The 26,593-nt window shown below is 68.2% G+C and carries 20 protein-coding genes, 1 tRNA gene and 1 pseudogene; 16 read left to right on the forward strand and 6 right to left on the reverse strand.

Features of this window, described 5'->3' with window-relative positions:
• Window positions 1–176 precede the first annotated feature (176 nt).
• The 9 genes from ACWDX7_RS00495 (at window position 177) to ACWDX7_RS00535 (ending at window position 12,654) form a co-directional block, all read left to right on the forward strand.
• Window positions 177–249 (forward strand) — tRNA-Trp (locus ACWDX7_RS00495).
• Between the two features lie 106 nt (window positions 250–355).
• Window positions 356–637, forward strand: coding sequence for a preprotein translocase subunit SecE (secE, locus tag ACWDX7_RS00500; RefSeq protein WP_030825982.1), 282 nt, complete (start codon window positions 356–358; stop codon window positions 635–637).
• An 84-nt stretch (window positions 638–721) separates the two neighbouring features.
• Complete coding sequence (nusG, locus tag ACWDX7_RS00505) at window positions 722–1,711, forward strand: transcription termination/antitermination protein NusG (RefSeq protein ID WP_451488981.1); 990 nt, start codon at window positions 722–724, stop codon at window positions 1,709–1,711.
• 183 nt (window positions 1,712–1,894) lie between these two features.
• Window positions 1,895–2,329 carry a 50S ribosomal protein L11 gene (gene rplK, locus ACWDX7_RS00510; protein WP_355410195.1) on the forward strand — a complete coding sequence of 145 codons (435 nt, stop codon included), beginning with the start codon at window positions 1,895–1,897 and terminating at the stop codon, window positions 2,327–2,329.
• Between the two features lie 88 nt (window positions 2,330–2,417).
• Window positions 2,418–3,146 carry a 50S ribosomal protein L1 gene (gene rplA / locus ACWDX7_RS00515; protein ID WP_451488980.1) on the forward strand — a complete coding sequence of 243 codons (729 nt, stop codon included), beginning with the start codon at window positions 2,418–2,420 and terminating at the stop codon, window positions 3,144–3,146.
• Between the two features lie 424 nt (window positions 3,147–3,570).
• A complete protein-coding gene (gene rplJ, locus ACWDX7_RS00520; RefSeq protein WP_451488979.1) occupies window positions 3,571–4,101 on the forward strand; it encodes a 50S ribosomal protein L10 in 531 nt (176 codons plus the stop codon).
• A gap of 110 nt (window positions 4,102–4,211) precedes the next feature.
• Window positions 4,212–4,595, forward strand: a complete 384-nt coding sequence (gene rplL / locus ACWDX7_RS00525; protein WP_355410198.1) for a 50S ribosomal protein L7/L12 — start codon at window positions 4,212–4,214, stop codon at window positions 4,593–4,595.
• A 564-nt stretch (window positions 4,596–5,159) separates the two neighbouring features.
• Window positions 5,160–8,642: a DNA-directed RNA polymerase subunit beta gene (gene rpoB, locus ACWDX7_RS00530; RefSeq protein ID WP_451488978.1), complete on the forward strand. Its 3,483-nt coding sequence runs from the start codon at window positions 5,160–5,162 to the stop codon at window positions 8,640–8,642.
• A 97-nt stretch (window positions 8,643–8,739) separates the two neighbouring features.
• The gene (locus ACWDX7_RS00535) at window positions 8,740–12,654 is read left to right on the forward strand and encodes a DNA-directed RNA polymerase subunit beta' (RefSeq protein WP_451488977.1); all 3,915 of its coding nucleotides are present in this window, start codon (window positions 8,740–8,742) and stop codon (window positions 12,652–12,654) included.
• 93 nt (window positions 12,655–12,747) lie between these two features.
• On the opposite strand, the gene ACWDX7_RS00540 is transcribed toward ACWDX7_RS00535, so the two are convergent.
• From ACWDX7_RS00540 to ACWDX7_RS00555, 4 genes and pseudogenes are all read right to left on the reverse strand, one after another.
• Entirely contained in the window at window positions 12,748–15,216 is a 2,469-nt protein-coding gene (locus ACWDX7_RS00540) for a YfhO family protein (protein ID WP_451488976.1), read from the reverse strand.
• 128 nt (window positions 15,217–15,344) lie between these two features.
• Window positions 15,345–15,623, reverse strand: a pseudogene (locus ACWDX7_RS00545) (hypothetical protein).
• 92 nt (window positions 15,624–15,715) lie between these two features.
• Entirely contained in the window at window positions 15,716–15,907 is a 192-nt protein-coding gene (locus ACWDX7_RS00550; protein WP_451488975.1) for a hypothetical protein, read from the reverse strand.
• A gap of 497 nt (window positions 15,908–16,404) precedes the next feature.
• Window positions 16,405–16,752 carry a hypothetical protein gene (locus ACWDX7_RS00555; protein ID WP_451488974.1) on the reverse strand — a complete coding sequence of 116 codons (348 nt, stop codon included), beginning with the start codon at window positions 16,750–16,752 and terminating at the stop codon, window positions 16,405–16,407.
• A gap of 441 nt (window positions 16,753–17,193) precedes the next feature.
• Here ACWDX7_RS00555 and rpsL point away from each other — a divergent pair, with 441 nt between their 5' ends.
• The 4 genes from rpsL (at window position 17,194) to tuf (ending at window position 21,551) form a co-directional block, all read left to right on the forward strand.
• Complete coding sequence (gene rpsL / locus ACWDX7_RS00560; protein WP_007265893.1) at window positions 17,194–17,565, forward strand: 30S ribosomal protein S12; 372 nt, start codon at window positions 17,194–17,196, stop codon at window positions 17,563–17,565.
• A gap of 2 nt (window positions 17,566–17,567) precedes the next feature.
• Complete coding sequence (rpsG, locus tag ACWDX7_RS00565) at window positions 17,568–18,038, forward strand: 30S ribosomal protein S7 (RefSeq protein ID WP_451488973.1); 471 nt, start codon at window positions 17,568–17,570, stop codon at window positions 18,036–18,038.
• Between the two features lie 39 nt (window positions 18,039–18,077).
• Window positions 18,078–20,207, forward strand: coding sequence for an elongation factor G (gene fusA, locus ACWDX7_RS00570; RefSeq protein ID WP_451488972.1), 2,130 nt, complete (start codon window positions 18,078–18,080; stop codon window positions 20,205–20,207).
• Between the two features lie 150 nt (window positions 20,208–20,357).
• Window positions 20,358–21,551 (forward strand): elongation factor Tu, encoded by a 1,194-nt coding sequence (tuf, locus tag ACWDX7_RS00575; RefSeq protein ID WP_030298186.1) that lies wholly within the window; start codon window positions 20,358–20,360, stop codon window positions 21,549–21,551.
• A 207-nt stretch (window positions 21,552–21,758) separates the two neighbouring features.
• Here the strand turns inward: tuf and rfbC are convergent, their stop codons facing one another.
• Both rfbC and rfbA read right to left on the reverse strand, forming a co-directional pair.
• Window positions 21,759–22,358 carry a dTDP-4-dehydrorhamnose 3,5-epimerase gene (gene rfbC / locus ACWDX7_RS00580; protein WP_451488971.1) on the reverse strand — a complete coding sequence of 200 codons (600 nt, stop codon included), beginning with the start codon at window positions 22,356–22,358 and terminating at the stop codon, window positions 21,759–21,761.
• On the reverse strand, window positions 22,355–23,230 hold the full coding sequence (gene rfbA, locus ACWDX7_RS00585) for a glucose-1-phosphate thymidylyltransferase RfbA (RefSeq protein WP_451488970.1): 876 nt from the start codon (window positions 23,228–23,230) through the stop codon (window positions 22,355–22,357). Before rfbA ends, rfbC begins: the two co-directional genes overlap by 4 nt.
• 82 nt (window positions 23,231–23,312) lie before the next feature.
• On the opposite strand from rfbA, the gene rfbB reads away from it, so the two are divergent.
• Genes rfbB through ACWDX7_RS00600 form a run of 3 tightly spaced genes read left to right on the forward strand, consistent with a single transcriptional unit; the run spans window position 23,313 to window position 26,541 of the window.
• Window positions 23,313–24,290 carry a dTDP-glucose 4,6-dehydratase gene (gene rfbB, locus ACWDX7_RS00590; protein ID WP_451488969.1) on the forward strand — a complete coding sequence of 326 codons (978 nt, stop codon included), beginning with the start codon at window positions 23,313–23,315 and terminating at the stop codon, window positions 24,288–24,290.
• On the forward strand, window positions 24,287–25,207 hold the full coding sequence (rfbD, locus tag ACWDX7_RS00595; protein WP_451488968.1) for a dTDP-4-dehydrorhamnose reductase: 921 nt from the start codon (window positions 24,287–24,289) through the stop codon (window positions 25,205–25,207). The genes rfbB and rfbD overlap by 4 nt, the downstream gene beginning before the upstream one ends.
• Window positions 25,204–26,541 (forward strand): hypothetical protein, encoded by a 1,338-nt coding sequence (locus ACWDX7_RS00600; protein WP_451488967.1) that lies wholly within the window; start codon window positions 25,204–25,206, stop codon window positions 26,539–26,541. Before rfbD ends, ACWDX7_RS00600 begins: the two co-directional genes overlap by 4 nt.
• Window positions 26,542–26,593: the final 52 nt, after the last annotated feature.

Raw genomic sequence — 26,593 nt, forward strand, 5'->3', positions numbered from 1 at the left:
ACGGCAAAGAGGCGCCGCACACCGTTTCAGGTACCGGACCGGAGCACGTCAGGTCGGGTTCTGTTCGACGTCGGCCCCGGGACCACGTACACTCACCTGTCGTTGGACCCCGCCGACCGCCCCGGAGCGCGCACACTCCGTGCACTCATCCGGATGCGGTAGGTTGGGGAACACAAAGGGTCGTAGCTCAATTGGTAGAGCACTGGTCTCCAAAACCAGCGGTTGGGGGTTCGAGTCCCTCCGGCCCTGCTCCACACTCCTTCTCGGATGTGTGTGCGCAGGTACGTACTTCGATGCAACGCCGTGCGGCGCAACCGGGCGCGGTACGGCCACGACCCGGATTCAGGTGAGAGACGTGACGGACGCCCTGGGCTCCATCGACATGCCTGACGCCGAGGACGAGACTCGCGAGAAGAAGGCCCGCAAGGGCGGCAAGCGCGGCAAGAAGGGCCCTCTCGGCCGGCTCGCGCTGTTCTACCGCCAGATCGTCGCGGAACTCCGCAAGGTTGTATGGCCCACTCGCAACCAGCTCACGACGTACACCACCGTGGTGATTGTCTTCGTCGTCATCATGATCGGTCTGGTGACCGTGATTGACTATGGGTTCCAGGAAGCCATCAAGTTCGTCTTCGGCTGATCCCCGCGGAGGGCGGCGCCTTGATGGGTGCCGCCCGTTTTCGCATGTTCCACCACCTTTTGTATCCAGGAAGAAGCAGCCACCGTGTCTGACCCGAACCTGAACGTGAGCCACGACTCCGTCGAGTCCGTCGAGGACGAGCTCGACATCGTCGAGGCGGCAGACGCTGTGGACCCCGACGAGGCCGAGCACGCCGACGCCAAGGCGGGTGTCGCCGCCGAGGTGGCCGCGCTGCATGTCGAGGGCGAGATCGACGCCGAGGTCGAGGACGACGCCGAGGTCGAAGAGGCTGACGACATCGCCGAGGCCGACGCGGAAGCCGAGCCCGAGACCGACGCTGCGGCCGAGCCCGCCGCCGAGACCGACGCCGGCGCCGAGACCGACGCTGCGGCCGAGCCCGCCGCCGAGACGGACGAAGCCGCCGAAGAGGCTGCCGAAGCCGAGCCCGCCGAGCCGGTCGACCCCGTCCAGGCCCTGCGCGAGGAGCTGCGCCTCCTCCCCGGCGAGTGGTACGTGATCCACACCTACGCCGGCTACGAGAAGCGCGTGAAGGCCAACCTGGAGCAGCGCGCCGTCTCGCTGAACGTCGAGGAGTTCATCTACCAGGCCGAGGTGCCCGAGGAAGAGATCGTCCAGATCAAGAACGGCGAGCGCAAGAACGTCCGGCAGAACAAGCTGCCCGGTTACGTCCTCGTCCGCATGGATCTGACGAACGAGTCCTGGGGCGTCGTCCGCAACACGCCTGGTGTCACCGGCTTCGTCGGCAACGCGTACGACCCGTACCCGCTGACCCTGGACGAGATCGTCAAGATGCTCGCCCCGGAGGCGCAGGAGAAGGCCGCCAAGGCCGCCGCGGAAGAGGCCGGCCTGCCCGCGCCCTCCGTCAAGCGCGAGATCCAGGTGCTCGACTTCGAGGTCGGCGACTCGGTCACCGTCACCGACGGCCCGTTCGCGACGCTCCAGGCGACCATCAACGAGATCAACCCCGACTCGAAGAAGGTCAAGGGCCTCGTCGAGATCTTCGGCCGCGAGACCCCGGTCGAGCTCAGCTTCGACCAGATCCAGAAGAACTGATCCACCGCGTGTGATCCAGGGCTTCTGAGCCACAGCTTCCGGACAGGTCAGACCACCCCTCAAGGGCGGTCTGACCTGCTCGGTTTTTAGCGCCGCACCTGTACCCGTTATCGTGGTGCGGTATGCCTCCATCCGGATGACCGGTTGGCGGCTGAAAACTCTCACTAGGACCCGGAGAGAGCAATGCCTCCCAAGAAGAAGAAGATCACGGGGCTTATCAAGCTCCAGATCAAGGCCGGTGCGGCCAACCCGGCTCCGCCGGTCGGCCCCGCGCTCGGTCAGCACGGCGTCAACATCATGGAGTTCTGCAAGGCCTACAACGCCGCGACCGAGTCGCAGCGCGGCATGGTCGTGCCGGTGGAGATCACGGTCTACGACGACCGTTCCTTCACCTTCATCACCAAGACTCCGCCGGCCGCGCGCCTGATCCTGAAGAGCGCGGGCATCGAGAAGGGCTCCGGCGAGCCGCACAAGACCAAGGTCGCGAAGCTGACGCGCGCCCAGGTCCGCGAGATCGCCGAGCTCAAGATGCCCGACCTGAACGCCAACGACATCGACGCCGCCGAGAAGATCATCTCGGGTACCGCGCGCTCGATGGGCATCACGGTCGAAGGCTGATCCAGCCCCACCCCAGCACCACAGTGGTAGGGCCAAGCGCTGGCCCGCACCACGACTCCACACCTGAAGTCACAACACAGGAGCAGAAGTGAAGCGCAGCAAGACTCTCCGCGCTGCGGACGCCAAGGTCGACCGGGAGAAGCAGTACGCCCCGCTCGAGGCCGTCCGTCTCGCCAAGGAGACCTCCGCGACCAAGTTCGACAGCACCGTCGAGGTCGCCTTCCGCCTGGGTGTCGACCCGCGCAAGGCCGACCAGATGGTCCGCGGCACCGTGAACCTCCCGCACGGCACCGGCAAGACCGCCCGGGTCCTGGTCTTCGCGACCGGTGACCGTGCCGCGGCCGCGGTAGCCGCCGGCGCCGACATCGTCGGCGACGACGAGCTCATCAACGAGATTGCCAAGGGCAACCGCCTCAACGAGTTCGACGCCGTTGTCGCCACCCCGGACCTCATGGGCAAGGTCGGCCGCCTCGGCCGCGTGCTCGGTCCCCGTGGCCTCATGCCGAACCCGAAGACCGGCACCGTCACGATGGACGTCGCCAAGGCCGTCACCGAGATCAAGGGTGGCAAGATCGAGTTCCGCGTCGACAAGCACTCGAACCTGCACTTCATCATCGGCAAGGTCTCCTTCTCCGATGAGCAGCTCGTCGAGAACTACGGCGCGGCCCTGGACGAGATCCTTCGTCTGAAGCCGTCCGCCGCGAAGGGCCGCTACATCAAGAAGGCCGCCCTGAGCACCACGATGGGTCCCGGCATCTCGCTGGACTCGAACCGCACCCGGAACCTCCTCGTCGAGGAAGACCCGGCTGCTGTCTGAGCCTGACGGCTCACCGAGTGGCTGAAAGGGGCCCCTCGCCCGCCTTCACGGGCGGCGAGGGGTCCTTTCGCGTACGGGCCGCTCACAGGCTCGTACGGGCTGCCGGAGGCCGGGCGAGCGCTCCTCAAGGCCCCGCCGATGGCTGCGGCCGGTCGTCGGCGCCGGTGCCCGATGAGGCGATTTGCCTTGGCTCGAACCTTTCACGTAAGCTCCACCAGAAGCCAAAGACCGCTGGTCGTTGCCGTGTCCGAAAGGGTGCGGCGGCCGAAGGATCCGCTGACCGCGGACGTCCTGCGCAGGTGTTCGTGGAGAAGTTCCCGGAGAGATCCAGTTGAGCTTAAGCCCCGTGCGCTTGCGCCGGGGCGTTTCGTTTGTTCAGCCCCTTCTGAGCGGTCCTCATCACCCGGAAGGAGGCCGACGCTCTATGGCAAGGCCCGACAAGGCTGCCGCGGTAGCCGAGCTCGCGGACGCGTTCCAGAGCTCGAACGCCGCCGTGCTGACCGAGTACCGGGGTCTCACCGTCGCGCAGCTCAAGACGCTGCGTCGTTCGCTCGGTGAGAACGCCCAGTACGCCGTGGTGAAGAACACGCTGACCAAGATTGCGGCCAACCAGGCCGGGATCACCGCGCTGGACGAGCACTTCGCTGGTCCGACCGCGGTCGCCTTCATCACCGGTGACCCGGTGGAGTCGGCGAAGAGCCTGCGTGACTTCGCCAAGGACAACCCGAACCTCATCATCAAGGCGGGTGTCCTTGATGGTAAGGCGCTCACCGCCGATGAGATCAAGAAGCTTGCGGACCTCGAGTCCCGCGAGGTTCTGCTCAGCAAGCTGGCCGGCGCGTTCAAGGGCAAGCAGTCTCAGGCTGCCTCGCTCTTCCAGGCGCTGCCGTCGAAGTTCGTCCGCACTGCGGAAGCGCTTCGCGTCAAGCTCGCCGAGCAGGGCGGTGCCGAGTAATTCGGCTCGCGCACTGATCTGCGCCGCCTAGTGCGTGGGTCGTAGCGGGCCGTTACGCCCGCCTCTCAATACATCCGGCACCTGCCGAATTAGTGGAAGGATCGCCCATCATGGCGAAGCTCTCTCAGGACGACCTCCTCGCTCAGTTCGAGGAGATGACCCTCATCGAGCTCTCCGAGTTCGTGAAGGCCTTCGAGGAGAAGTTCGACGTCACCGCCGCCGCGGCCGTCGCCGTCGCCGCCCCGGGTGCCCCGGGTGCCCCGGCCGAGGCCGCCGAGGAGCAGGACGAGTTCGACGTCGTCCTCACCTCTGCCGGTGACAAGAAGATCCAGGTCATCAAGGTCGTGCGCGAGCTGACCTCCCTGGGCCTCAAGGAGGCCAAGGACCTCGTGGACGGCGCCCCCAAGCCCGTCCTGGAGAAGGTCGCCAAGGAGGCCGCTGACAAGGCCGCCGAGGCCCTCAAGGCCGCCGGCGCCGGCGTCGAGGTCAAGTAACACCTCAGGAGCCTCCTGAAGGCTCCCGCGAAGGGCGATCACCCGTAAGGGTGGTCGCCCTTCGGCGTACCCGCAGTGCCTGATTTGCCCTGGTCTCGTTGGGGAGTAGGGTGATCATCGTTGCCCCGCGGCGGGATCCGGAGATGATCCGCACGGAGCAGGGGGCCTTGACGAACGGGACGCGGCGCGCAATTCTCAAACCGGCTCGCGGCTCGGACAGCTCGATCCGGGATTCGAGGCATGGATCGACTACGAAGAGGGCAGTACTGATACGCGCTCTGTGTGCGAGTGCCGCAGCGTTGGACGCAGTTTGAACTACCTGGGGAAGGCCTGTTGCCGGTTTCCGGAAACCTGGTCTGGACATCAGTGAGCCTGTTGGCTACACTGACCCTTTGCGCTGCCTGTTAGCTGCCCCCTGCCCGTCGCCAGGGGCATACCCACGCTTGAGCACACTGATTGATCGCCCTGACCTGGACCTTAAAACCAGATTGGGAGCGCTTGTCTTCTGTGTCGGCTGGGACCGGTACGCGCGTAGTGAGTCCGAGCCCTCGGAAGGACCCCCTCTTGGCCGCCTCGCGCAACGCCTCGACCAATACGAACAACGGTGCCAGCACCGCCCCGCTGCGCATCTCCTTTGCAAAGATCAAGGAGCCCCTGGAGGTTCCGAACCTCCTGGCGCTGCAGACCGAGAGCTTTGACTGGCTGCTCGGCAACGCGGCCTGGAAGGCCCGCGTCGAGTCGGCGCTTGAGAGTGGACAGGACGTCCCCACCAAGTCCGGTCTGGAAGAGATCTTCGAGGAGATCTCGCCGATCGAGGACTTCTCCGGGTCGATGTCGCTGACCTTCCGCGACCACCGTTTCGAGCCGGCGAAGAACTCTGTCGACGAGTGCAAGGACCGCGACTTCACGTACGCGGCGCCGCTGTTCGTTACAGCCGAGTTCACGAACAACGAGACCGGAGAGATCAAGTCTCAGACGGTCTTCATGGGCGATTTCCCGCTCATGACCAACAAGGGCACCTTCGTCATCAACGGCACCGAGCGTGTCGTCGTGTCGCAGCTTGTCCGTTCCCCCGGTGTCTACTTCGACTCCTCGATCGACAAGACGTCCGACAAGGACATCTTCTCCGCCAAGATCATCCCGTCCCGGGGTGCCTGGCTGGAGATGGAGATCGACAAGCGCGACATGGTCGGTGTCCGCATCGACCGCAAGCGCAAGCAGTCCGTCACCGTTCTCCTGAAGGCTCTCGGTTGGACCACCGAGCAGATCATGGAGGAGTTCGGCCAGTACGAGTCCATGCGCGCCACCCTGGAGAAGGACCACACCCAGGGTCAGGACGACGCGCTGCTCGACATCTACCGCAAGCTGCGTCCGGGCGAACCGCCGACCCGCGAGGCCGCTCAGACGCTGCTTGAGAACCTCTACTTCAACCCCAAGCGCTACGACCTCGCGAAGGTCGGCCGCTACAAGGTGAACAAGAAGCTCGGCGCCGATGAGCCGCTCGACGCCGGGGTGCTCACCACCGACGACGTCATCGCCACGATCAAGTACCTGGTCAAGCTGCACGCCGGCGAGACCGAGACGACCGGCGAGTCCGGCCGTTCGATCGTGGTCGAGACCGACGACATCGACCACTTCGGCAACCGTCGTCTGCGCAACGTCGGCGAGCTCATCCAGAACCAGGTCCGCACGGGTCTGGCTCGTATGGAGCGCGTCGTCCGCGAGCGGATGACGACCCAGGACGTCGAGGCGATCACGCCGCAGACCCTGATCAACATCCGGCCGGTCGTCGCCTCCATCAAGGAGTTCTTCGGCACCAGCCAGCTGTCGCAGTTCATGGACCAGAACAACCCGCTGTCGGGTCTGACCCACAAGCGCCGCCTGTCGGCGCTGGGCCCCGGTGGTCTGTCCCGTGAGCGGGCAGGCTTCGAGGTCCGTGACGTCCACCCGTCGCACTACGGCCGCATGTGCCCGATCGAGACCCCTGAAGGCCCGAACATCGGTCTGATCGGCTCGCTCGCCTCCTACGGCCGGGTCAACGCCTTCGGTTTCGTCGAGACCCCGTACCGCAAGGTCATCGACGGTGTCGTCACCGACGAGGTCGACTACCTGACCGCCGACGAGGAAGACCGCTTCGTCATCGCCCAGGCCAACGCCGGCCTGTCCGACGACATGCGCTTCACCGAGACGCGCGTACTGGTGCGCCGTCGTGGCGGCGAGATCGACTACATCGCCGGCGACGACGTCGACTACATGGACGTCTCCCCGCGCCAGATGGTGTCCGTCGCGACCGCGATGATCCCGTTCCTGGAGCACGACGACGCCAACCGCGCCCTCATGGGCGCGAACATGATGCGCCAGGCCGTTCCGCTCATCAAGGCGGAGGCCCCGCTCGTCGGCACCGGCATGGAGTACCGCTGCGCGGTCGACGCCGGTGACTCGATCAAGGCGGAGAAGGACGGTGTCGTCCAGGAGGTCTCGGCCGACTACATCACCGTCGCCAACGACGACGGCACGTACACCACGTACCGCGTCGCCAAGTTCTCCCGCTCGAACCAGGGCACTTCGGTCAACCAGAAGGTCATCGTCAACGAGGGTGACCGCATCGTCGAGGACCAGGTCCTCGCCGACGGTCCGGCGACCGAAGAGGGCGAAATGGCCCTCGGCAAGAACCTGCTCGTCGCGTTCATGCCGTGGGAAGGCCACAACTACGAGGACGCGATCATCCTGTCGCAGCGCCTCGTACAGGACGACGTCCTCTCCTCGATCCACATCGAGGAGCACGAGGTCGACGCCCGTGACACCAAGCTCGGCCCCGAGGAGATCACCCGGGACATCCCGAACGTCTCCGAGGAGGTCCTCGCGGACCTCGACGAGCGCGGCATCATCCGCATCGGTGCGGACGTCGTCGCCGGCGACATCCTGGTCGGCAAGGTCACGCCCAAGGGCGAGACCGAGCTGACCCCGGAGGAGCGCCTGCTCCGCGCGATCTTCGGTGAGAAGGCCCGCGAGGTGCGTGACACCTCGCTCAAGGTCCCTCACGGTGAGATCGGCAAGGTCATCGGTGTCCGCGTCTTCGACCGCGAGGAGGGCGACGAGCTTCCTCCGGGCGTGAACCAGCTGGTCCGCGTCTACGTCGCCCAGAAGCGCAAGATCACCGACGGTGACAAGCTCGCCGGCCGCCACGGCAACAAGGGTGTTATCTCCAAGATCCTTCCGATCGAGGACATGCCCTTCCTTGAGGACGGCACGCCGGTCGACATCATCCTGAACCCGCTGGGTGTCCCGTCCCGAATGAACCCGGGCCAGGTCCTGGAGATCCACCTCGGCTGGCTCGCCAGCCGCGGCTGGGACGTCTCCGGTCTCGGCGAGGAGTGGGCCGAGCGTCTGAAGGTCATCGGTGCCGACAAGGTCGCGCCCGGTACCAACGTCGCCACCCCGGTCTTCGACGGTGCCCGTGAGGACGAGCTCGCCGGCCTCTTCGAGCACACCATCCCGAACCGCGACGGAGACCGCCTGGTCATGCCGTCCGGCAAGGCGCGTCTGTTCGACGGCCGCTCCGGTGAGCCGTTCCCGGACCCGATCTCGGTCGGGTACATGTACATCCTCAAGCTCCACCACCTGGTCGACGACAAGCTCCACGCCCGGTCGACCGGTCCGTACTCGATGATCACGCAGCAGCCGCTGGGTGGTAAGGCACAGTTCGGTGGCCAGCGGTTCGGTGAGATGGAGGTGTGGGCGCTGGAGGCTTATGGCGCCGCTTACGCCCTCCAGGAACTGCTGACCATCAAGTCCGACGACGTCACCGGCCGCGTGAAGGTCTACGAGGCCATCGTCAAGGGCGAGAACATTCCCGAGCCGGGCATTCCCGAGTCCTTCAAGGTGCTCATCAAGGAAATGCAGTCGCTCTGCCTCAACGTGGAGGTGCTGTCCTCGGACGGCATGTCCATCGAGATGCGCGACACCGACGAGGACGTCTTCCGCGCGGCGGAGGAGCTCGGTATCGACCTGTCCCGGCGTGAGCCGAGCAGCGTCGAAGAGGTCTGACGGGCCTGACGGGGGGCTCCGAAGAGAGCCCCCCGTCATCCCCGGGACCGTTCAGACCATGATTGAGACTCGACCCCGAAAGAGGGATTGACGCACAGTGCTCGACGTCAACTTCTTCGACGAGCTGCGGATCGGCCTTGCCACCGCGGACGACATCCGAACCTGGTCCCACGGCGAGGTCAAGAAGCCGGAGACCATCAACTACCGCACCCTCAAGCCCGAGAAGGACGGACTCTTCTGCGAGAAGATCTTCGGTCCGACCCGGGACTGGGAGTGCTACTGCGGCAAGTACAAGCGTGTCCGCTTCAAGGGCATCATCTGTGAGCGCTGTGGCGTCGAAGTCACGCGCGCCAAGGTGCGCCGTGAGCGGATGGGCCACATCGAGCTTGCCGCTCCCGTCACCCACATCTGGTACTTCAAGGGCGTCCCGTCGCGCCTGGGCTACCTGCTGGACCTCGCGCCGAAGGACCTCGAAAAGGTCATCTACTTCGCCGCGTACATGATCACGTTCGTCGACGACGAGCGCCGCACCCGCGACCTCCCGTCGCTGGAGGCGCACGTATCCGTCGAGCGCCAGCAGATCGAGAACCGCCGTGACGCGGACCTCGAAGGCCGTGCCAAGAAGCTTGAGACCGACCTGGCCGAGCTTGAGGCCGAGGGCGCGAAGGCCGACGTACGCCGCAAGGTGCGCGAAGGTGCCGAGCGCGAGATGAAGCAGCTCCGTGACCGCGCCCAGCGCGAGATCGACCGCCTCGACGAGGTGTGGGCCCGCTTCAAGAACCTCAAGGTCCAGGACCTGGAGGGCGACGAGCTGCTCTACCGCGAGCTGCGTGACCGCTTCGGCACGTACTTCGACGGCTGCATGGGCGCCGCCGCGCTGCAGAAGCGCCTGGAGTCCTTCGACCTGGAGGAGGAGGCCGAGCGCCTCCGCGAGATCATCCGTACCGGCAAGGGCCAGAAGAAGACCCGTGCGCTCAAGCGCCTCAAGGTCGTCTCCGCGTTCCTGCAGACCAGCAACAAGCCCAAGGGCATGGTTCTGGACTGCGTGCCGGTGATCCCGCCGGACCTGCGTCCGATGGTGCAGCTGGACGGTGGCCGCTTCGCGACCTCCGACCTGAACGACCTGTACCGCCGCGTGATCAACCGCAACAACCGCCTGAAGCGCCTGCTCGACCTCGGTGCCCCCGAGATCATCGTGAACAACGAGAAGCGGATGCTCCAGGAGGCGGTCGACGCCCTCTTCGACAACGGCCGTCGTGGCCGCCCCGTCACGGGCCCCGGCAACCGTCCGCTGAAGTCCCTCAGCGACATGCTGAAGGGCAAGCAGGGCCGGTTCCGCCAGAACCTCCTCGGCAAGCGTGTGGACTACTCCGCGCGTTCCGTGATCGTCGTCGGTCCGCAGCTGAAGCTGCACCAGTGCGGTCTGCCGAAGGCCATGGCGCTGGAGCTCTTCAAGCCGTTCGTGATGAAGCGCCTGGTCGACCTGAACCACGCGCAGAACATCAAGTCGGCGAAGCGCATGGTCGAGCGCGGCCGTACGGTCGTCTACGACGTGCTCGAAGAGGTCATCGCCGAGCACCCGGTGCTGCTGAACCGTGCGCCCACGCTGCACCGCCTCGGCATCCAGGCCTTCGAGCCCCAGCTGGTCGAAGGCAAGGCCATCCAGATCCACCCGCTCGTCTGCACCGCCTTCAACGCGGACTTCGACGGTGACCAGATGGCCGTGCACCTGCCGCTCTCCGCGGAGGCGCAGGCCGAGGCCCGCATCCTGATGCTGTCCTCGAACAACATCCTCAAGCCGGCCGACGGCCGTCCGGTCACGATGCCGACCCAGGACATGGTCCTCGGTCTGTTCTTCCTGACCACCGACGGTGAACTCCGTGACACCAAGGGCGAGGGCCGCGCGTTCGGCTCCACGGCCGAGGCGACCATGGCGTTCGACAACGGCGAGCTCGCGCTCCAGTCGCCCGTCGACATCCGCTTCCCGGTGGGCACCATCCCGCCGCGCGGCTGGGTGCCGCCGGTCGCGGAGAGCGGGGACGACGGCGTCACGGAGCGTGAGTTCCAGCCGGGCGACAGCTTCCGTCTGCGCACCACCCTGGGCCGCGCGCTCTTCAACGAGCTGCTGCCCGAGGACTACCCGTTCGTCGACTACTCGGTGGGCAAGAAGCAGCTCTCCGAGATCGTCAACGACCTGGCGGAGCGCTACCCCAAGGTCATCGTGGCGGCGACGCTCGACAACCTGAAGGCGGCCGGCTTCCACTGGGCGACCCGTTCGGGCGTCACCGTGGCCATCTCCGACGTCGTCGTGCCCGAGGCCAAGAAGGCCATCGTCAAGGGCTACGAGGAGCTGGACGAGAAGGTCCAGAAGCAGTACGAGCGCGGTCTGATCACCAAGGACGAGCGCACGCAGGAGCTCATCAACATCTGGACCAAGGCGACCAACGAGGTTGCCGAGGCGATGAACGCGAACTTCCCCAAGACGAACCCCATCTTCATGATGGTTGACTCGGGTGCCCGAGGAAACATGATGCAGATGCGGCAGATCGCCGGTATGCGCGGTCTGGTGTCGAACGCGAAGAACGAGACCATCCCGCGTCCGATCAAGGCGTCCTTCCGTGAGGGCCTCACCGTTCTGGAGTACTTCATCTCCACGCACGGTGCCCGTAAGGGTCTGGCGGACACCGCCCTGCGTACCGCCGACTCGGGTTACCTGACCCGTCGTCTGGTGGACGTCTCGCAGGACGTGATCATCCGCGAGGAGGACTGCGGCACCGAGCGCGGTCTGAAGCTGAAGATCGCCGTTCGCGGCGAGGACGGCGCGCTGCGCAAGGCCGACGACGTCGAGACCTCGATCTACGCCCGCATGCTGGCCGAGGACGTCGTCATCGACGGCAAGGTCATCGCGCCGGCCAACGTCGACCTCGGTGACGTGCTCATCGACGCCCTGGTCGCCAACGGCGTCGAGGAGGTCAAGACCCGCTCGGTCCTGACCTGTGAGTCCGCGGTCGGCACCTGTGCCTTCTGCTACGGACGCTCGCTCGCCACCGGCAAGCTGGTCGACATCGGTGAGGCGGTCGGCATCATCGCCGCCCAGTCCATCGGTGAGCCCGGTACCCAGCTGACGATGCGTACCTTCCACACCGGTGGTGTGGCCGGTGACGACATCACGCAGGGTCTGCCGCGTGTCGTCGAGCTCTTCGAGGCCCGTACGCCGAAGGGTGTCGCCCCGATCTCCGAGGCCGCCGGCCGCGTGCGGATCGAGGAGACCGAGAAGACGAAGAAGATCGTCATCACGCCCGACGACGGCAGCGACGAGACGGCCTTCCCGATCTCGAAGCGCGCCAAGGTCATCGTGCACGAGGGCGACCACGTCGAGGTGGGCCAGAAGCTCACCATGGGTGCCACCAACCCGCACGACGTGCTGCGCATCCTCGGTCAGCGTGCCGTCCAGGTCCACCTGGTCGGCGAAGTCCAGAAGGTCTACAACTCGCAGGGCGTGTCGATCCACGACAAGCACATCGAGATCATCATCCGGCAGATGCTGCGCCGCGTGACGATCATCGAGTCCGGCGACGCGGAGCTCCTGCCGGGCGAGCTGGTCGAGCGGTCGAAGTTCGAGACCGAGAACCGTCGTGTGGTCACCGAGGGCGGTCACCCCGCCTCCGGCCGTCCGCAGCTGATGGGTATCACCAAGGCCTCGCTCGCGACCGAGTCCTGGCTGTCGGCGGCGTCCTTCCAGGAGACGACCAGGGTTCTGACGGACGCGGCGATCAACGCCAAGTCCGACTCCCTGATCGGCCTCAAGGAGAACGTCATCATCGGTAAGCTCATCCCGGCCGGTACGGGCCTCGCCCGCTACCGCAACATCCGGGTGGAGCCCACCGAGGAGGCCAAGGCCGCGATGTACTCGGCCGTCGGTTACGACGACATCGACTACTCGCCCTTCGGCACCGGCTCCGGCCAGGCTGTCCCGCTGGAGGACTACGACTACGGCCCGTACAACGGCTGAGGCTCGTAACGAAGAAGCCCCCCGCCGCTCCAAGAGGAGTGGCGGGGGGCTTCTTCGTTCCCGGGGCGGGGTGGAGGCCCCGCGTGTGCGGCCTCAGGTGCGGCGGCGGCGCAGGCCGGCGGCCGTGACCGAGGCCAGGGCGAGGAGGGCGAGGGCCGCGCCGGTGAGGCCGGGGGTGAGGCCCTTGGGGGTGAAGGCGCAGGCCACCTTGTCCGTGCCCGGCGCCAGCGGCACGGACAGCAGGCCGTGGAAGCTGTCCGGGGTGAGCGTCCGCGAGCCCGCCGTGCACTGCCAGCCCGGGATCGCCGTCGTGGCGATGACCGCGGTGCCCGTGGCGCCCTTGGGGAGGGTCGCCTCGATGCTGTGGCCGCCCGCCGTGACCTCGGTGGCGCCCGTGGCGGTGAGGTGCGCGACCGCCCGGTCGAGCGCCGCGCGGTCCAGGCAGCCGACCGGGTGCTCCCCGGCGGTGGCGCCCTCGGTGCGGGTGCTCACCGTGACCTCGATCCGGCCGGAGGCGGGGACGGCGCCGAGGGGGATCACCCCGCTCATCCGGTCCTCCAGCGGCTTCTCGGTCCCGGCGGTGCGCAGGGTGCCGTAGAGGGCGGGGGAGTACCAGTAGGCCTCGGAGCCGGGCGCGCACCGGGCGGTGTACGTCTGCTCCGTGGCGCTGCCGCCGCGGAGCGTCCGCGGCACCTGGTAGACGGTGGCGCCCAGGACGTCCTCCTGGTGGGCGAAGACGCTGACCGGCGGATTCGGTGAGGTGTAGGGCGCGGAACGGACCGTGACCAGCGGCGGCGCCGGGAACCTCGCCGCCGTCCAGGTGTCGGGGACGCTGCCCGGGCGGACCCGCGCGCCGATCGAGAAGATCGCGTCGAGTACCGGGTTGTCGGCGCCGAAGAAGGTCCGGCCGTCGTTCTTGTAGCCGTAGCCGAGCGGCTCCAGGGCCTGGTAGGTCGCTTCCGGCAGGTAGCTGCTGTAGTACTGCGGGCCCTCCGCCCGCAGGGCGAGGGCGTCGTTGTACGAGGTCCGCGGCGCGCCCGGGTCCGTGCGGTACGCGGGCCAGCCGTCGACCTGCCGGACGGCGTCGAAGTGGCGGCTGATCGACTGGTTCGAGGTGGCGACCGGCTTCGCCCAGCGCTCGCGGGCCCGGCGGGCGTCCGCGTTGGCCGCGGCGGCGGTGGACTCGGCGAAGACGACCCCGGCCATGAGGACAGCCGCGACGGGGAGCAGGCGCCGGTGCTTCTCGCCGAGGCCCAGCAGGATCAGGGCCAGCAGGGAGACGCCGCCACCACCCAGTACGGCATGCCAGGTCCAGCCGCCGAAGTCGTCGGTGTGCCGCAGCAGGAAGGCGGCGGCGACCAGCAGGCCGGCGCTCAGCGCCAGGTGGAGCGGGCGCGGCCGGTGGGCCAGCGCCAGCCAGGCCACGACGACCACCATCCCGCTGAAGACGAAGGCCTCGCGGTACGGGTTGCCGTTGGGCACCGCCAGGCCGTGCCACACGTACTGCGTGGGCGGGAACTGGAAGGAGGCGGCCACGAGCAGGATCGCGGCCGCCCACACCAGGCGGGTCCTGCGGCTGATGGCGGAGTTGAAGAGGAAGGCCCCGGCCAGGATCAGGCCGAGGGAGGCGACGTACAGCCGCGGCCGGCCGCCCCACAGGTGGGTGGCCGGGAGCATGCCGCTGAGGAAGATCTCGATCCGCACCGGGTCGAAGGCGGCGGCCTTGGTGGGCTGCGCGGCCCCGCTGGACAGGAAGGACGGCAGCAGGAACGGGAGGGTGAGCAGGATCCCGGTCCCGGCGGCCGTCGCGGCCCGCCACACCGCGCGCAGCCGCTGCCCGGCGCTCATGTCGCGGAGGATCAGCCGGACGGCGAGCAGGACGCAGGCGGCCATCGTGGCCATCATCGCGGTGTAGAAGTTGCCGAACCAGGCCAGGGCCACCAGCAGGGCGACGCCGGGCCAGCGGCGCTCCTCCAGGCACCACTCGACCGCGATGCCGAGCAGGGGCAGGGCGACCAGGCCCCACAGCCACATCGGGATGTACGAGGCGTCGCTGAGCGCCCAGCCGCACAGGCCGTAGCAGGCGCCGAGCACACCGCGCTGCCACCACGGGCCGGGGTGCAGCTTGCCGAGGTAGACGGTCATCAGGGCCGCGGCGGTACCCATCGTGATCGGGGTGATCGCGAAGACGGCGAGGTCGACGTGGGCGCGCGGGACGAGCACGGCCAGCCAGGAGAAGGGATTGCCGAGGTAGGTGTAGTAGTCGGACAGGAACTGCTGCCCGAAGCCGCCCCGCCAGCTGAAGAGCACATCGCCCGCGGCCTGGCCGTGGACCAGGTCCCAGAGCGCGCGGTGGAAGGGCACGTACTGGTTGGCCTGGTCGTTCAGGGCGCGGCCGGTGGGGCCGAAGGGATAGGTGCCGCGCAGCGCCCAGGCCGAGCAGAAGGCGGCCGAGGTGAGCAGGAAGGCCAGCAGGGGACCGTACAGCCGCCGCGGTCGGCGGCGGCGCGGCGGATCGTCGTCGGGGGGCGGAGCGCCGATCCTGGTCTGCTCCGGTGCCACGGTCCCCAATGTCCTCTCCCTGCTGATCGACTCCCGCGCCCGCGCCGGGGCAGTCTGCAAGTCTAGGTCGCCGGGCGCCGCCGCCGGGGCGGCCCGGGGGTGGGCCGCCCCGGCGGGTGGGGCACGTCCTACTGGGTGGTGATCTGCCAGGCCGTGACGGCGACCGCGGAGACGGCCGCGAGCGTGGTCATGCTCGCCAGCGGCCAGCGGCCAGCGCGCCCGCTCAAGCGAGTCCAGCCGCGACTCGTGGTCGGCGACCGGGCGGTCCGTCTGTCGCTGCGCTGCACCAGCAGGGCCAGCGAGCCGTCGACCCGGGCGAAGCCCGCCTCCATGGTGCCGCGCAGGCGTTCCAGTTCCACGGCGACGGACAGCGGATCCGCCTGGTGCGCCTGGTGCGGGTCGCTCATGCACGGTCTCCCTCGTCGCGCGGGTCGCGCGGGGCGCGCGCGAGCAGGCCGCGCAGCTCGCGGTCGGCGTCGTAGGGCGGTTCGGTACGCAGTCAGCCCGGCAGCAGTGCCTGCACCCCGGGCACGGCCATCAGGCGGGTGAGGACGGCGGCGGCGAGCGCGCCGGCCACCCAGGGGAGCGTCGCCGGGATGCCGGAGGCGTCCACGGCGGCGGGCAGCAGGACGGCTATGGCCAGCGCGGTCTGTACGACCGTGCGAAGGGTGCGCTTCGCGGCTTCGGACATGGGGGACCTTCTTTCGTGTGGTGTTCGGGGGTGCGGACGGTTCAGCCGGAGCGCGGAACCTTGAGGGCGTCCCGGGGGGCGGGGGGGCAGGAAAGCGGTGGGGGTGGTGGAGCGGTGGGGAGCCGGATATCGGGCGCGCGTGCCGCGATGCCGCCGGGGGCTTCGCCCCGGGTCTCCCGGTCAGGGTTGACGCGGCCTTTCTGCCCGGGCGGGTGGCCGGGGTTCGGCGCGCTTCCCGGTCCGGAGGGGCGGTCAGGGTTGATGCGCGGGGCGCGGAGGCCGGGCGGGCGGGTCCGGCGCGGCTACGGGGTCTCGCCGGTGGGTCCGGCGCGGCTCTGGGGTCTCGCGGGCGGGGCCGGGCGGGTGCGCGCGGTTTCCGGGTTCGGGCGGGCGGGCTCGGCGCCATTTCCGGAGCCGGCCCGGGCGGCGGGCGCGGGGCGGGCCGGGGCGGGGCGGGCTCGGCGCGGCTCCGGGGTCCGAGCGGGCGCCCCGGGGCGTCAGCTCTGGGTGCCGTACATCATCAGCGGCTGCGCGTAGACGACTCCGGTGCCGGTGGTGACCTGGGCCTGGATCTCCACCTTGAGCAGGCTGCCGAAGCGCGCGTTGAAGTCCTCGGCGACCAGAGCCGTCCGGTCGAAGACCGCGCCGGTGGTCACCGGGTCGCCCCACTGGACGCCGTCGACGAGTACCCGGACCTGCCCGGTGGTGCCCGATCCGGCGGCGGTGTAGAGGTAGAGCCGCATCCGGGGCTGCCAGTGCGCGACGCCACCCGCGGCGGCACCACCGCCCGGGCCCGCGGCCCGCTGGCTCGGCGTCCCCGAGTCGCGCCGCGAGGTCTTCGTCAAGGTGGTCAGCCAGTTCCTGGAGCCCGAGGACGCGCAGGGTGACGCCCCCGCTGAGGTCTCCCCGGACGAGTCGGGCACCCCTCAGGCCCGCCGCGGGGCGAGGGACTGAGACCGCCGCCGGGCCCGCCCAAGATCGCGTCCGCTGATCCACTGGTGGCGGCGGGGTCCGGCGGTGCGTCCCGCTTGCGTCCGGGATGTTTTCGTGCTGGGCATTTGTTTTGACCTACCTCTGTGAGGTAGGTACGCTCTGACCTTGTGCCTGGGGTGTGCCTGGGCTCATGTGCGTGTCCATCAACCGCATGCGAGCCACATCAGACCCACCGCGATCCATGCGTTTCCGTGCTTGCGCGGAGGTCCGCCGGATCCGACACACCCGACCGCGTGGGTCGGCAAATGTTCCAGGTTAGCTTCACTACACGGCACACAGAAACCGGAGAAGTAGTGCCTACGATCCAGCAGCTGGTCCGGAAGGGCCGGCAGGACAAGGTCGAGAAGACTAAGACCCCCGCGCTTGAGGCTTCGCCCCAGCGTCGCGGCGTCTGCACGCGTGTGTTCACGACCACCCCGAAGAAGCCGAACTCGGCGCTGCGCAAGGTCGCGCGTGTGCGTCTGACCTCCGGCATCGAGGTCACCGCTTACATTCCGGGTGAGGGACACAACCTGCAGGAGCACTCGATCGTGCTCGTGCGTGGTGGCCGTGTGAAGGACCTGCCGGGTGTTCGTTACAAGATCATCCGCGGTGCGCTTGACACCCAGGCTGTCAAGAACCGCAAGCAGGCCCGCAGCCGCTACGGCGCCAAGAAGGAGAAGTAAGAATGCCTCGTAAGGGCCCCGCCCCGAAGCGCCCGGTCATCATCGACCCGGTCTACGCATCTCCTCTGGTGACGTCGCTCATCAACAAGATCCTCCTGAACGGCAAGCGCTCCACCGCCGAGCGCATCGTCTACGGCGCCATGGAAGGCCTCCGCGAGAAGACCGGCAACGACCCGGTCATCACGCTGAAGCGCGCGCTGGAGAACGTCAAGCCGGCCCTTGAGGTCAAGTCCCGCCGTGTCGGTGGCGCGACCTACCAGGTCCCGGTCGAGGTCAAGCCGGGCCGCCAGTCCACCCTCGCGCTGCGCTGGCTCGTGGGTTACTCCCGCGCCCGCCGCGAGAAGACCATGACCGAGCGCCTCATGAACGAGCTGCTCGACGCCTCCAACGGTCTTGGCGCTGCCGTCAAGAAGCGCGAGGACACGCACAAGATGGCCGAGTCCAACAAGGCCTTCGCGCACTACCGCTGGTAGTCCCACCCCACATCGAGACCGAGAGAAGACCGAAGCCTTATGGCTACCACTTCGCTTGACCTGGCCAAGGTGCGCAACATCGGCATCATGGCTCACATCGACGCGGGCAAGACGACCACCACCGAGCGGATCCTGTTCTACACCGGTGTGTCGTACAAGATCGGTGAAGTCCACGACGGCGCTGCCACGATGGACTGGATGGAGCAGGAGCAGGAGCGCGGCATCACGATCACGTCCGCCGCGACGACCTGCCACTGGCCGCTCGAAGACGTCGACCACACCATCAACATCATCGACACCCCGGGTCACGTCGACTTCACGGTCGAGGTGGAGCGTTCGCTCCGCGTCCTCGACGGTGCCGTCACCGTGTTCGACGGTGTCGCCGGTGTGGAGCCGCAGTCCGAGACGGTCTGGCGTCAGGCCGACCGTTACGGCGTCCCGCGGATCTGCTTCGTCAACAAGCTGGACCGCACCGGCGCCGAGTTCCACCGCTGTGTCGACATGATCAAGGACCGCCTCGGTGCGGTTCCGATCGTCATGCAGCTCCCCATCGGCGCCGAGATGGACTTCCAGGGCGTTGTCGACCTGGTCACCATGAAGGCGTTCGTCTGGTCCGCCGAGGCGACCAAGGGCGAGATGTACGACATCGTCGACATCCCCGACACGCACACCGAGGCCGCTGAAGAGTGGCGCGGGAAGCTCATCGAGGCCGTCGCCGAGAACGACGACGAGATCATGGAGCTGTACCTCGGCGGCGAAGAGCCGTCCGTGGAGCAGCTGCACGCCGCCGTCCGCCGCATCATCATCGGCTCCGGCAAGGGCCAGGGCGCCACGATCACCGCGGTGTTCTGTGGCACGGCGTTCAAGAACAAGGGTGTTCAGCCCCTGCTCGACGCCGTCGTGCGCTACCTCCCCTCGCCCCTGGACATCGAGGCCATCGAAGGCCACGACGTCAAGGACCCCGAGGTCGTCGTGAAGCGCAAGCCTTCCGACGAGGAGCCCCTCGCGGCGCTCGCGTTCAAGATCATGAGCGACCCGCACCTCGGCAAGCTCACCTTCGTCCGGGTTTACTCGGGCCGCCTGGAGGCCGGCACTGCGGTGCTGAACTCCGTCAAGGGCAAGAAGGAGCGCATCGGCAAGATCTACCGCATGCACGCCAACAAGCGTGAAGAGATCGACGCGGTGGGCGCCGGTGACATCGTCGCCGTCATGGGCCTGAAGCAGACCACCACCGGTGAGACGCTGTGTGACGACAAGGCACCCGTGATCCTGGAGTCCATGGACTTCCCGGCTCCGGTCATCCAGGTCGCCATCGAGCCCAAGTCCAAGGGTGACCAGGAGAAGCTGGGTGTCGCCATCCAGCGTCTCGCGGAGGAGGACCCCTCCTTCCACGTTCACTCGGACGAGGAGACCGGCCAGACCATCCTCGGCGGTATGGGCGAGCTGCACCTTGAGGTGCTGGTCGACCGTATGAAGCGCGAGTTCAAGGTCGAGGCCAACGTCGGTAAGCCGCAGGTCGCGTACCGTGAGACGATCCGTAAGTCCGTCGAGCGTCACGACTACACCCACAAGAAGCAGACCGGTGGTACCGGTCAGTTCGCCAAGGTGCAGATCGCGATCGAGCCGATCACCGAGTCGGACGGCCCGGCGTACGAGTTCGTGAACAAGGTCACCGGTGGCCGCATCCCGAAGGAGTACATCCCTTCGGTCGACGCGGGTGCGCAGGAAGCCATGCAGTTCGGCATCCTCGCCGGCTACGAGATGACTGGCGTCCGCGTCATTCTTCTCGACGGTGGCTACCACGAGGTCGACTCCTCCGAGCTCGCCTTCAAGATCGCCGGTTCGCAGGCCTTCAAGGAGGCCGCGCGCAAGGCCAACCCCGTACTGCTTGAGCCGATGATGGCCGTCGAGGTCACCACGCCCGAGGACTACATGGGTGACGTCATCGGCGACATCAACTCCCGCCGTGGCCAGATCCAGGCCATGGAGGAGCGTCACGGCGCTCGCGTCGTGAAGGGCCTCGTGCCTCTTTCGGAGATGTTCGGCTACGTCGGAGACCTCCGCAGCAAGACCTCGGGTCGCGCCAGCTACTCGATGCAGTTCGACTCCTACGCCGAGGTTCCCCGGAACGTCGCTGAGGAGATCATCGCGAAGGCCAAGGGCGAGTAACTCTTCCGAGTACACGCTTTAGGCTTGTCACCGGAGCCTCTGGGGCAACAGGAGCAACCCTCCCGTCGCCCCCGGGGAACCGGCTATCCAGCAAAGATCACCTGGCGCCGATGAGCAAGGCGTACAGAACCACTCTCCAGGAGGACCCCCGTGGCGAAGGCGAAGTTCGAGCGGACTAAGCCGCACGTCAACATCGGCACCATCGGTCACATTGACCACGGTAAGACGACCCTCACGGCCGCCATTACCAAGGTGCTGCATGACGCGTACCCGGACCTGAACGAGGCCTCGGCCTTCGACCAGATCGACAAGGCTCCTGAGGAGCGCCAGCGCGGTATCACCATCTCCATCGCGCACGTCGAGTACCAGACCGAAGCGCGTCACTACGCCCACGTCGACTGCCCCGGTCACGCGGACTACATCAAGAACATGATCACCGGTGCCGCGCAGATGGACGGTGCCATCCTCGTGGTCGCCGCCACTGACGGCCCGATGCCGCAGACCAAGGAGCACGTGCTCCTGGCCCGCCAGGTCGGCGTCCCCTACATCGTCGTCGCCCTGAACAAGGCCGACATGGTGGACGACGAGGAGATCCTTGAGCTCGTCGAGCTCGAGGTCCGTGAGCTGCTCTCCGAGTACGAGTTCCCGGGCGACGACCTTCCGGTCGTCCGCGTCTCCGCGCTGAAGGCCCTTGAGGGCGACAAGGAGTGGGGCGAGAAGCTTCTCGGCCTCATGGCTGCCGTCGACGAGGCCATCCCGACCCCGCCGCGTGACACCGAGAAGCCGTTCCTCATGCCCGTCGAGGACGTCTTCACGATCACCGGTCGCGGTACGGTCGTCACCGGCCGTATCGAGCGTGGTGTCCTGAAGGTCAACGAGACCGTCGACATCATCGGTATCAAGGAAGAGAAGACCACCACCACGGTCACCGGTATCGAGATGTTCCGCAAGCTCCTCGACGAGGGCCAGGCGGGCGAGAACGTCGGTCTGCTCCTCCGTGGCATCAAGCGCGAGGACGTCGAGCGCGGCCAGGTCATCATCAAGCCCGGCTCGGTCACGCCGCACACCGAGTTCGAGGCCCAGGCCTACATCCTGTCGAAGGACGAGGGTGGCCGTCACACCCCGTTCTTCAACAACTACCGCCCGCAGTTCTACTTCCGTACCACGGACGTGACCGGCGTCGTGACCCTCCCGCAGGGCACCGAGATGGTCATGCCGGGCGACAACACCGAGATGTCGGTCGCGCTGATCCAGCCGGTCGCCATGGAGGAGGGCCTGAAGTTCGCCATCCGTGAGGGTGGTCGTACCGTGGGCGCCGGCCAGGTCACCAAGATCACGAAGTAATTCGTGTTCTGACCTGGTAGCCCGTCCACCGGGCACCAAGTTCCACTGAAGGGCCCCGTCCCACCGCTCCGGCGGTGGGGCGGGGCCCTTCGGCGTGCGTGTCCCCACCCCCGGCTCCTTCTCCCGGGTCGGCCGCCTCGCCACGGGGGGTACGGAAAAGGGCCGCACCCCGACGGGTGCGGCCCTTTCTGCTCTGCTCCGGCGCGCTCAGCCCGCGCGCAGCGACTCGGTGAATTCCTTGCAGACGGCGTAGTCCGGCAGCAGGTCCGACGCGATGGCGTCCTGCAGCGACGGGGCGGCCTCGTCGCGGGCGGACAGCAGCGGGACGTCGGCCGGCCAGTCGATGCCCAGGTCCGGGTCCAGCGGGTGGACCGAGTGCTCGCCGGTCGGGTTGTACGTCTCCGAGCAGAGGTACGAGAGCGTGGCGTCGTCGGTCAGCGCGCAGAAGCCGTGACCGAGGCCCTCGGAGAGGTAGACCGCGCGGCGGTCCTCGTCGTCCAGCCGGACGCCCTCCCACCGGCCGAAGGTCGGCGAGCCCACGCGCAGGTCCACGATGACGTCGAGGACGGCGCCGCGCACGCAGGTCACGTACTTGGCCTGGCCGCGCGGCACGTCGGCGAAGTGGATGCCGCGGACCACGCCGCGCGAGGAGACCGAGAGATTGGCCTGCGCCAGGTTCAGCGGGTGTCCGACGACCTCGGCCAGCCGGTCGAAGCGGTACCACTCCGTGAACAGGCCTCGCGGGTCCCCGTGCAGCTGCGGGGTGATTTCGAAGGCGCCCTCGATGGACAGCTCACGGAACTTCATCGTGCCTCCTCCTCGTCGAGCAGCGTCACCAGGTAGTCCCCGTAACCGCTCTTGAGCAGCGGCTCGGCGAGCGCGCGCAGCTGCGCGGAATCGATCAGGCCGGCCCGCCAGGCCGCCTCCTCGATGCACCCGATCTTGAAGCCCTGCCGCTCCTCGATGACGCGGACGAACTCGGAGGCCTGCACCATCGATACGAAGGTGCCGGTGTCGAGCCAGGCGGTTCCGCGGTCGAGGATGGTGACATTCAACTCGCCGGCCTGGAGGTACGCGTCGTTGACCGCGGTGATCTCCAGCTCGCCGCGGGCGCTGGGCTTCAGCTCGCGGGCTATCTCCACGACGCGGTTGTCGTAGAAGTAGAGGCCCGGTACCGCGTAACGGGACTTGGGCTTGGCCGGCTTCTCCTCGATGGATATCGCCTGGCCGTTCTCGTCGAACTCGACCACGCCGTACGCCGTCGGGTCCGCCACCGGGTACGCGAAGACCCGGCCGCCCTTGGAGTCGGTGTGCTGGGCGAGCCGGGTACCGAGGCCGCTGCCGTGGAAGATGTTGTCGCCGAGGATGAGTGCGACGGATTCGTCGCCGATGAAGTCGGCGCCGAGCACGAAGGCCTGGGCGATGCCCTCCGGACGCTCCTGGACGGCGTATTCGAGCTTGAGACCGAACTGCGAACCGTCGCCGAGCAGTCGCTCGAACTGGTCGCGGTCGTCCGGGGTGGTGATGATCAGGATTTCGCTGATCCCCGCCATCACCAGGGTGGAGAGCGGGTAGTAGATCATCGGCTTGTCGAAGACGGGCAGCAGCTGCTTCGAAACGGCCCGGGTCAACGGCCAGAGTCGCGATCCGGTGCCACCGGCCAAAAGGATTCCACGCATGGGGAGCACCCTATGCGAGAGGGCGCGGGGGAGCCGAGCCACGGGAATGTGACGTTCAGCGGGCCGCTAGACTCTTCGTATTATGCGCATCCTCGTGACCGGCGGCGCCGGCTTCATCGGTTCAGAATTCGTCCGCCAGCAGCTCGGCGCGGACGCCACGGCTCAGATCACGGTCTTCGACAAGCTGACCTACTCGGGCGTCGAGGCCAACCTGGCACCGGTCGCGGACCACCCCGGTTACGCCTTCGTCAAGGGCGACATCTGCGACGCCGAGGCCGTCGACCAGGTGATGCCCGGTCACGACGTGGTGGTGCACTTCGCCGCCGAGTCCCACGTGGACCGCTCGATCGCCGGCGCCGGACCGTTCGTCACGACCAACGTCCTGGGTACGCAGGTCCTGCTGGACTCCGCCCGCAAGCACGGGGTCGGCCGCTTCGTCCACATCTCCACCGACGAGGTCTACGGCTCGATCAGCGAAGGCTCCTGGACCGAGGAGTGGCCGCTGGTCCCCAACTCCCCGTACTCCGCCTCCAAGGCGTCCTCCGACCTGCTGGCGCTGGCCTACCACCGCACCCACGGCATGGACGTGGTGGTCACGCGCTGCTCCAACAACTACGGGCACTACCAGTTCCCGGAGAAGGTCATCCCGCTGTTCGTCTCGAACCTGATGGACGGCCGGAAGGTCCCGCTCTACGGCAACGGCGGCAACGTCCGCGACTGGCTCCACGTCTCCGACCACTGCCGCGGCATCGACCTCGTGATGCGCAAGGGCCGCGCCGGCGAGGTCTACAACATCGGCGGCGGCACCGAGCTCACCAACAAGGAGCTCACGGGCGTCCTGCTGGAAGCCGCGGGCCTGGGCTGGGACATGGTCGAACAGGTCGAGGACCGCAAGGGCCACGACCTGCGCTACTCCATCGACATCAGCAAGATCGGCTCCGAGCTGGGCTACGCCCCGCAGGTCACCTTCGAGGACGGCATCAAGGCCACCATCGACTGGTACCGCGAGAACCGTGCCTGGTGGGAGCCCCTGAAGGCGAAGGCGGCCCTGCAGAAGTGAGCGCCGACCCCGCCGCCGGGCGCTGGCTCGTCACCGGCGCCGCCGGAATGCTGGGCCAGGACGTCCTGACCGAGCTGAAGAAGGCCGGGATCGAAGCCGTCGGCCTCGGCCGCGCCGACCTCGACATCACCGACGCGGACGCCGTCCGGGCCGCCGTGGCGGGCATCGCCGTCGTCGTCAACTGCGCGGCATGGACCGACGTGGACGGCGCCGAGACGGCCGAGGAGGCCGCCACCGCCGTCAACGGCACGGGCGTTCGCGTCCTGGCCGCGGCCTGCGCGGCGGCCGGTGCGCGCCTGCTGCACGTCTCCACCGACTACGTGCTGCCCGGCGACGCCGCCCAGCCGTACCCGGAGGACGCCCCCACCGGCCCGGTCAACGCCTACGGGCGCTCAAAGCTCGTCGGCGAACGGGCCGTGGCCGAACTGCTGCCGCGGGACGGGTACGTCGTCCGGACGGCCTGGCTGTACGGCGAGCACGGGCCGAACTTCGTCGCCACCATGCTGAAGCTCGCCGCCCAGCGGGACACCCTGGACGTCGTCGACGACCAGCACGGCCAGCCCACCTGGTCGTACGCGCTCGCCCGCCGCCTGGTCGAACTCGGCCTGGCCGCGCTCGCCGGCCGCGCCCCCGGCGGCGTCTACCACGGCACCGCGAGCGGCCGCACCACCTGGTGCGGGCTGGCCCGCGAGACCTACCGGCTCAGCGGCCTGGACCCCGAGCGCATCCGCCCGACCACCTCCGCCGCCTTCGTACGCCCCGCCGTGCGCCCCGCGTTCAGCGTGCTGGCCCACGACCGCTGGGCCGAGGCGGGCCTGGAGCCGCTGGCCGACTGGCGCGAGCAGCTCGCCGAGGCCCTGCGAGCCCCCGCCTTCACCGCACTGGCCGTCCCGGCCCGGGACGGCACCGCGGGATGAGGACCCTGCTGACCAAGCTCACCGCGGCGCTGCCGCCGGGCACCGTCGCGGTGGCCGGCGGCACCGTCGTGCTCGGCGCGGCCTCGTACGTCCACCTGGGCGTGGCCGGGCACAGCCTGGCCGGGCAGGGCATGGAGATGGCGAACGTCTCGGTGCTCTGGACGGTCGTGATGTCCATCGGCATCGGCGTGTTCTTCCCCATCGAGCAGGAGCTGACCCGGATCGTCTCCGCCCGTGTGGTGCTGGGCCAGGGCGCCGCCCCCGTGCTGCGCCGCGCCACCCTGCTCACCGCCGGGATCCTGGGCGCGACCCTGCTCGTACTGGGGCTGGGCGCGGGCCCGATCGCCGATCTGCTGTTCCAGGGCGACCGCGCCCTGGTGGCCGCGCTCGGCGGCGCCTTCACCGGCATGGCCGTCTGCTACCTCACCCGCGGTGTGCTCGCCGGCCTCGGCCGCTTCGGCGCGTACGGAACCCAGCTGGCCGTCGACGGCGGGCTGCGCATCCTGCTCGCCTTCGGCTGCGCGGTGTTCGGACTGCACTCGGCGCTCGCCTTCAGTCTGGTCCTGGCCATCGCGCCCGTCGCCGCGACCCTCGTCACGCTGCCCGCGCTGCTGCGCGCGGTCGGCCCCGGCGAGCCGGTCGCCTGGCGGGAGTTGTGCGGCGGGCTCGGTCTGCTCGTCTGCTCGACCCTGCTGTCCCAGGTCGTCGTCAACGCGGCGGTCATCAGCACCAAGCTGCTGGCTCCCGCCGACAGCGTGCTGATCGCGGCACTGCTGAGCGCGCTGGTGCTGGCCCGGGTGCCGCTCTTCGTCTTCGGCTCGCTCCAGGCATCGCTGCTGAGCGGCCTCACCACCGCCTTCACGGCCGGGGACCGGGCCGCGTTCTGGGCGATGCTGCGCCGGATCGGCATGGTCGTCGGAGCGCTCGGGCTGCTCGGCGGCCTGCCCGCCACCGTGCTCGGCCCGTGGCTGATCGAGGTCCTCTTCAAGGCGCAGCCGGCACTGGGCTGCCTCGACTTCTTCCTGTTGTCCGCGGGCACCGTGGCGTACATGTTCGCGATGGTCCTCGGACAGGCGCTCATGGTATTCAAGCGGCACAACCTGCAACTGCTCTGCTGGGCCGTGGGTACCGCGGTGCTGATGGGCATCACCTTCATGCCGGGTGAGGTGGCCGTACGTGTGATCGTGGCCTACGCTCTCGGCTCCGTCGCCACCGTGCTGGCTATGCTGACAGCGCTGAGGCTGAACTTCCCCCGGGCGGCCGCCGCCGGCACCGAAGGACCCGGGCACACGGGCGTCGCAAGCCGGCCGGTCGCCGGTGCGGTCGGAGACTGACCATGCGGGCCCACGACGTCACACCGATCACCGCGCACGCAGACGTGCCACA

It is taken from the genome of Streptomyces sp. NPDC003034, assembly GCF_053591375.1.

Bases quoted from the DNA above. Each gene is read 5' to 3' on its own strand.
- rplK (WP_355410195.1), top strand. From the start codon at position 1,895: ATGCCTCCCAAGAAGAAGAAGATCACGGGGCTTATCAAGCTCCAGATC.
- rplJ (WP_451488979.1), top strand. From the start codon at position 3,571: ATGGCAAGGCCCGACAAGGCTGCCGCGGTAGCCGAGCTCGCGGACGCG.
- rplL (WP_355410198.1), top strand. From the start codon at position 4,212: ATGGCGAAGCTCTCTCAGGACGACCTCCTCGCTCAGTTCGAGGAGATG.
- ACWDX7_RS00550 (WP_451488975.1), bottom strand. From the start codon at position 15,907: ATGTCCGAAGCCGCGAAGCGCACCCTTCGCACGGTCGTACAGACCGCG.
- rpsG (WP_451488973.1), top strand. From the start codon at position 17,568: ATGCCTCGTAAGGGCCCCGCCCCGAAGCGCCCGGTCATCATCGACCCG.
- fusA (WP_451488972.1), top strand. From the start codon at position 18,078: ATGGCTACCACTTCGCTTGACCTGGCCAAGGTGCGCAACATCGGCATC.
- rfbC (WP_451488971.1), bottom strand. From the start codon at position 22,358: ATGAAGTTCCGTGAGCTGTCCATCGAGGGCGCCTTCGAAATCACCCCG.
- rfbA (WP_451488970.1), bottom strand. From the start codon at position 23,230: ATGCGTGGAATCCTTTTGGCCGGTGGCACCGGATCGCGACTCTGGCCG.
- rfbB (WP_451488969.1), top strand. From the start codon at position 23,313: ATGCGCATCCTCGTGACCGGCGGCGCCGGCTTCATCGGTTCAGAATTC.
- ACWDX7_RS00600 (WP_451488967.1), top strand. From the start codon at position 25,204: ATGAGGACCCTGCTGACCAAGCTCACCGCGGCGCTGCCGCCGGGCACC.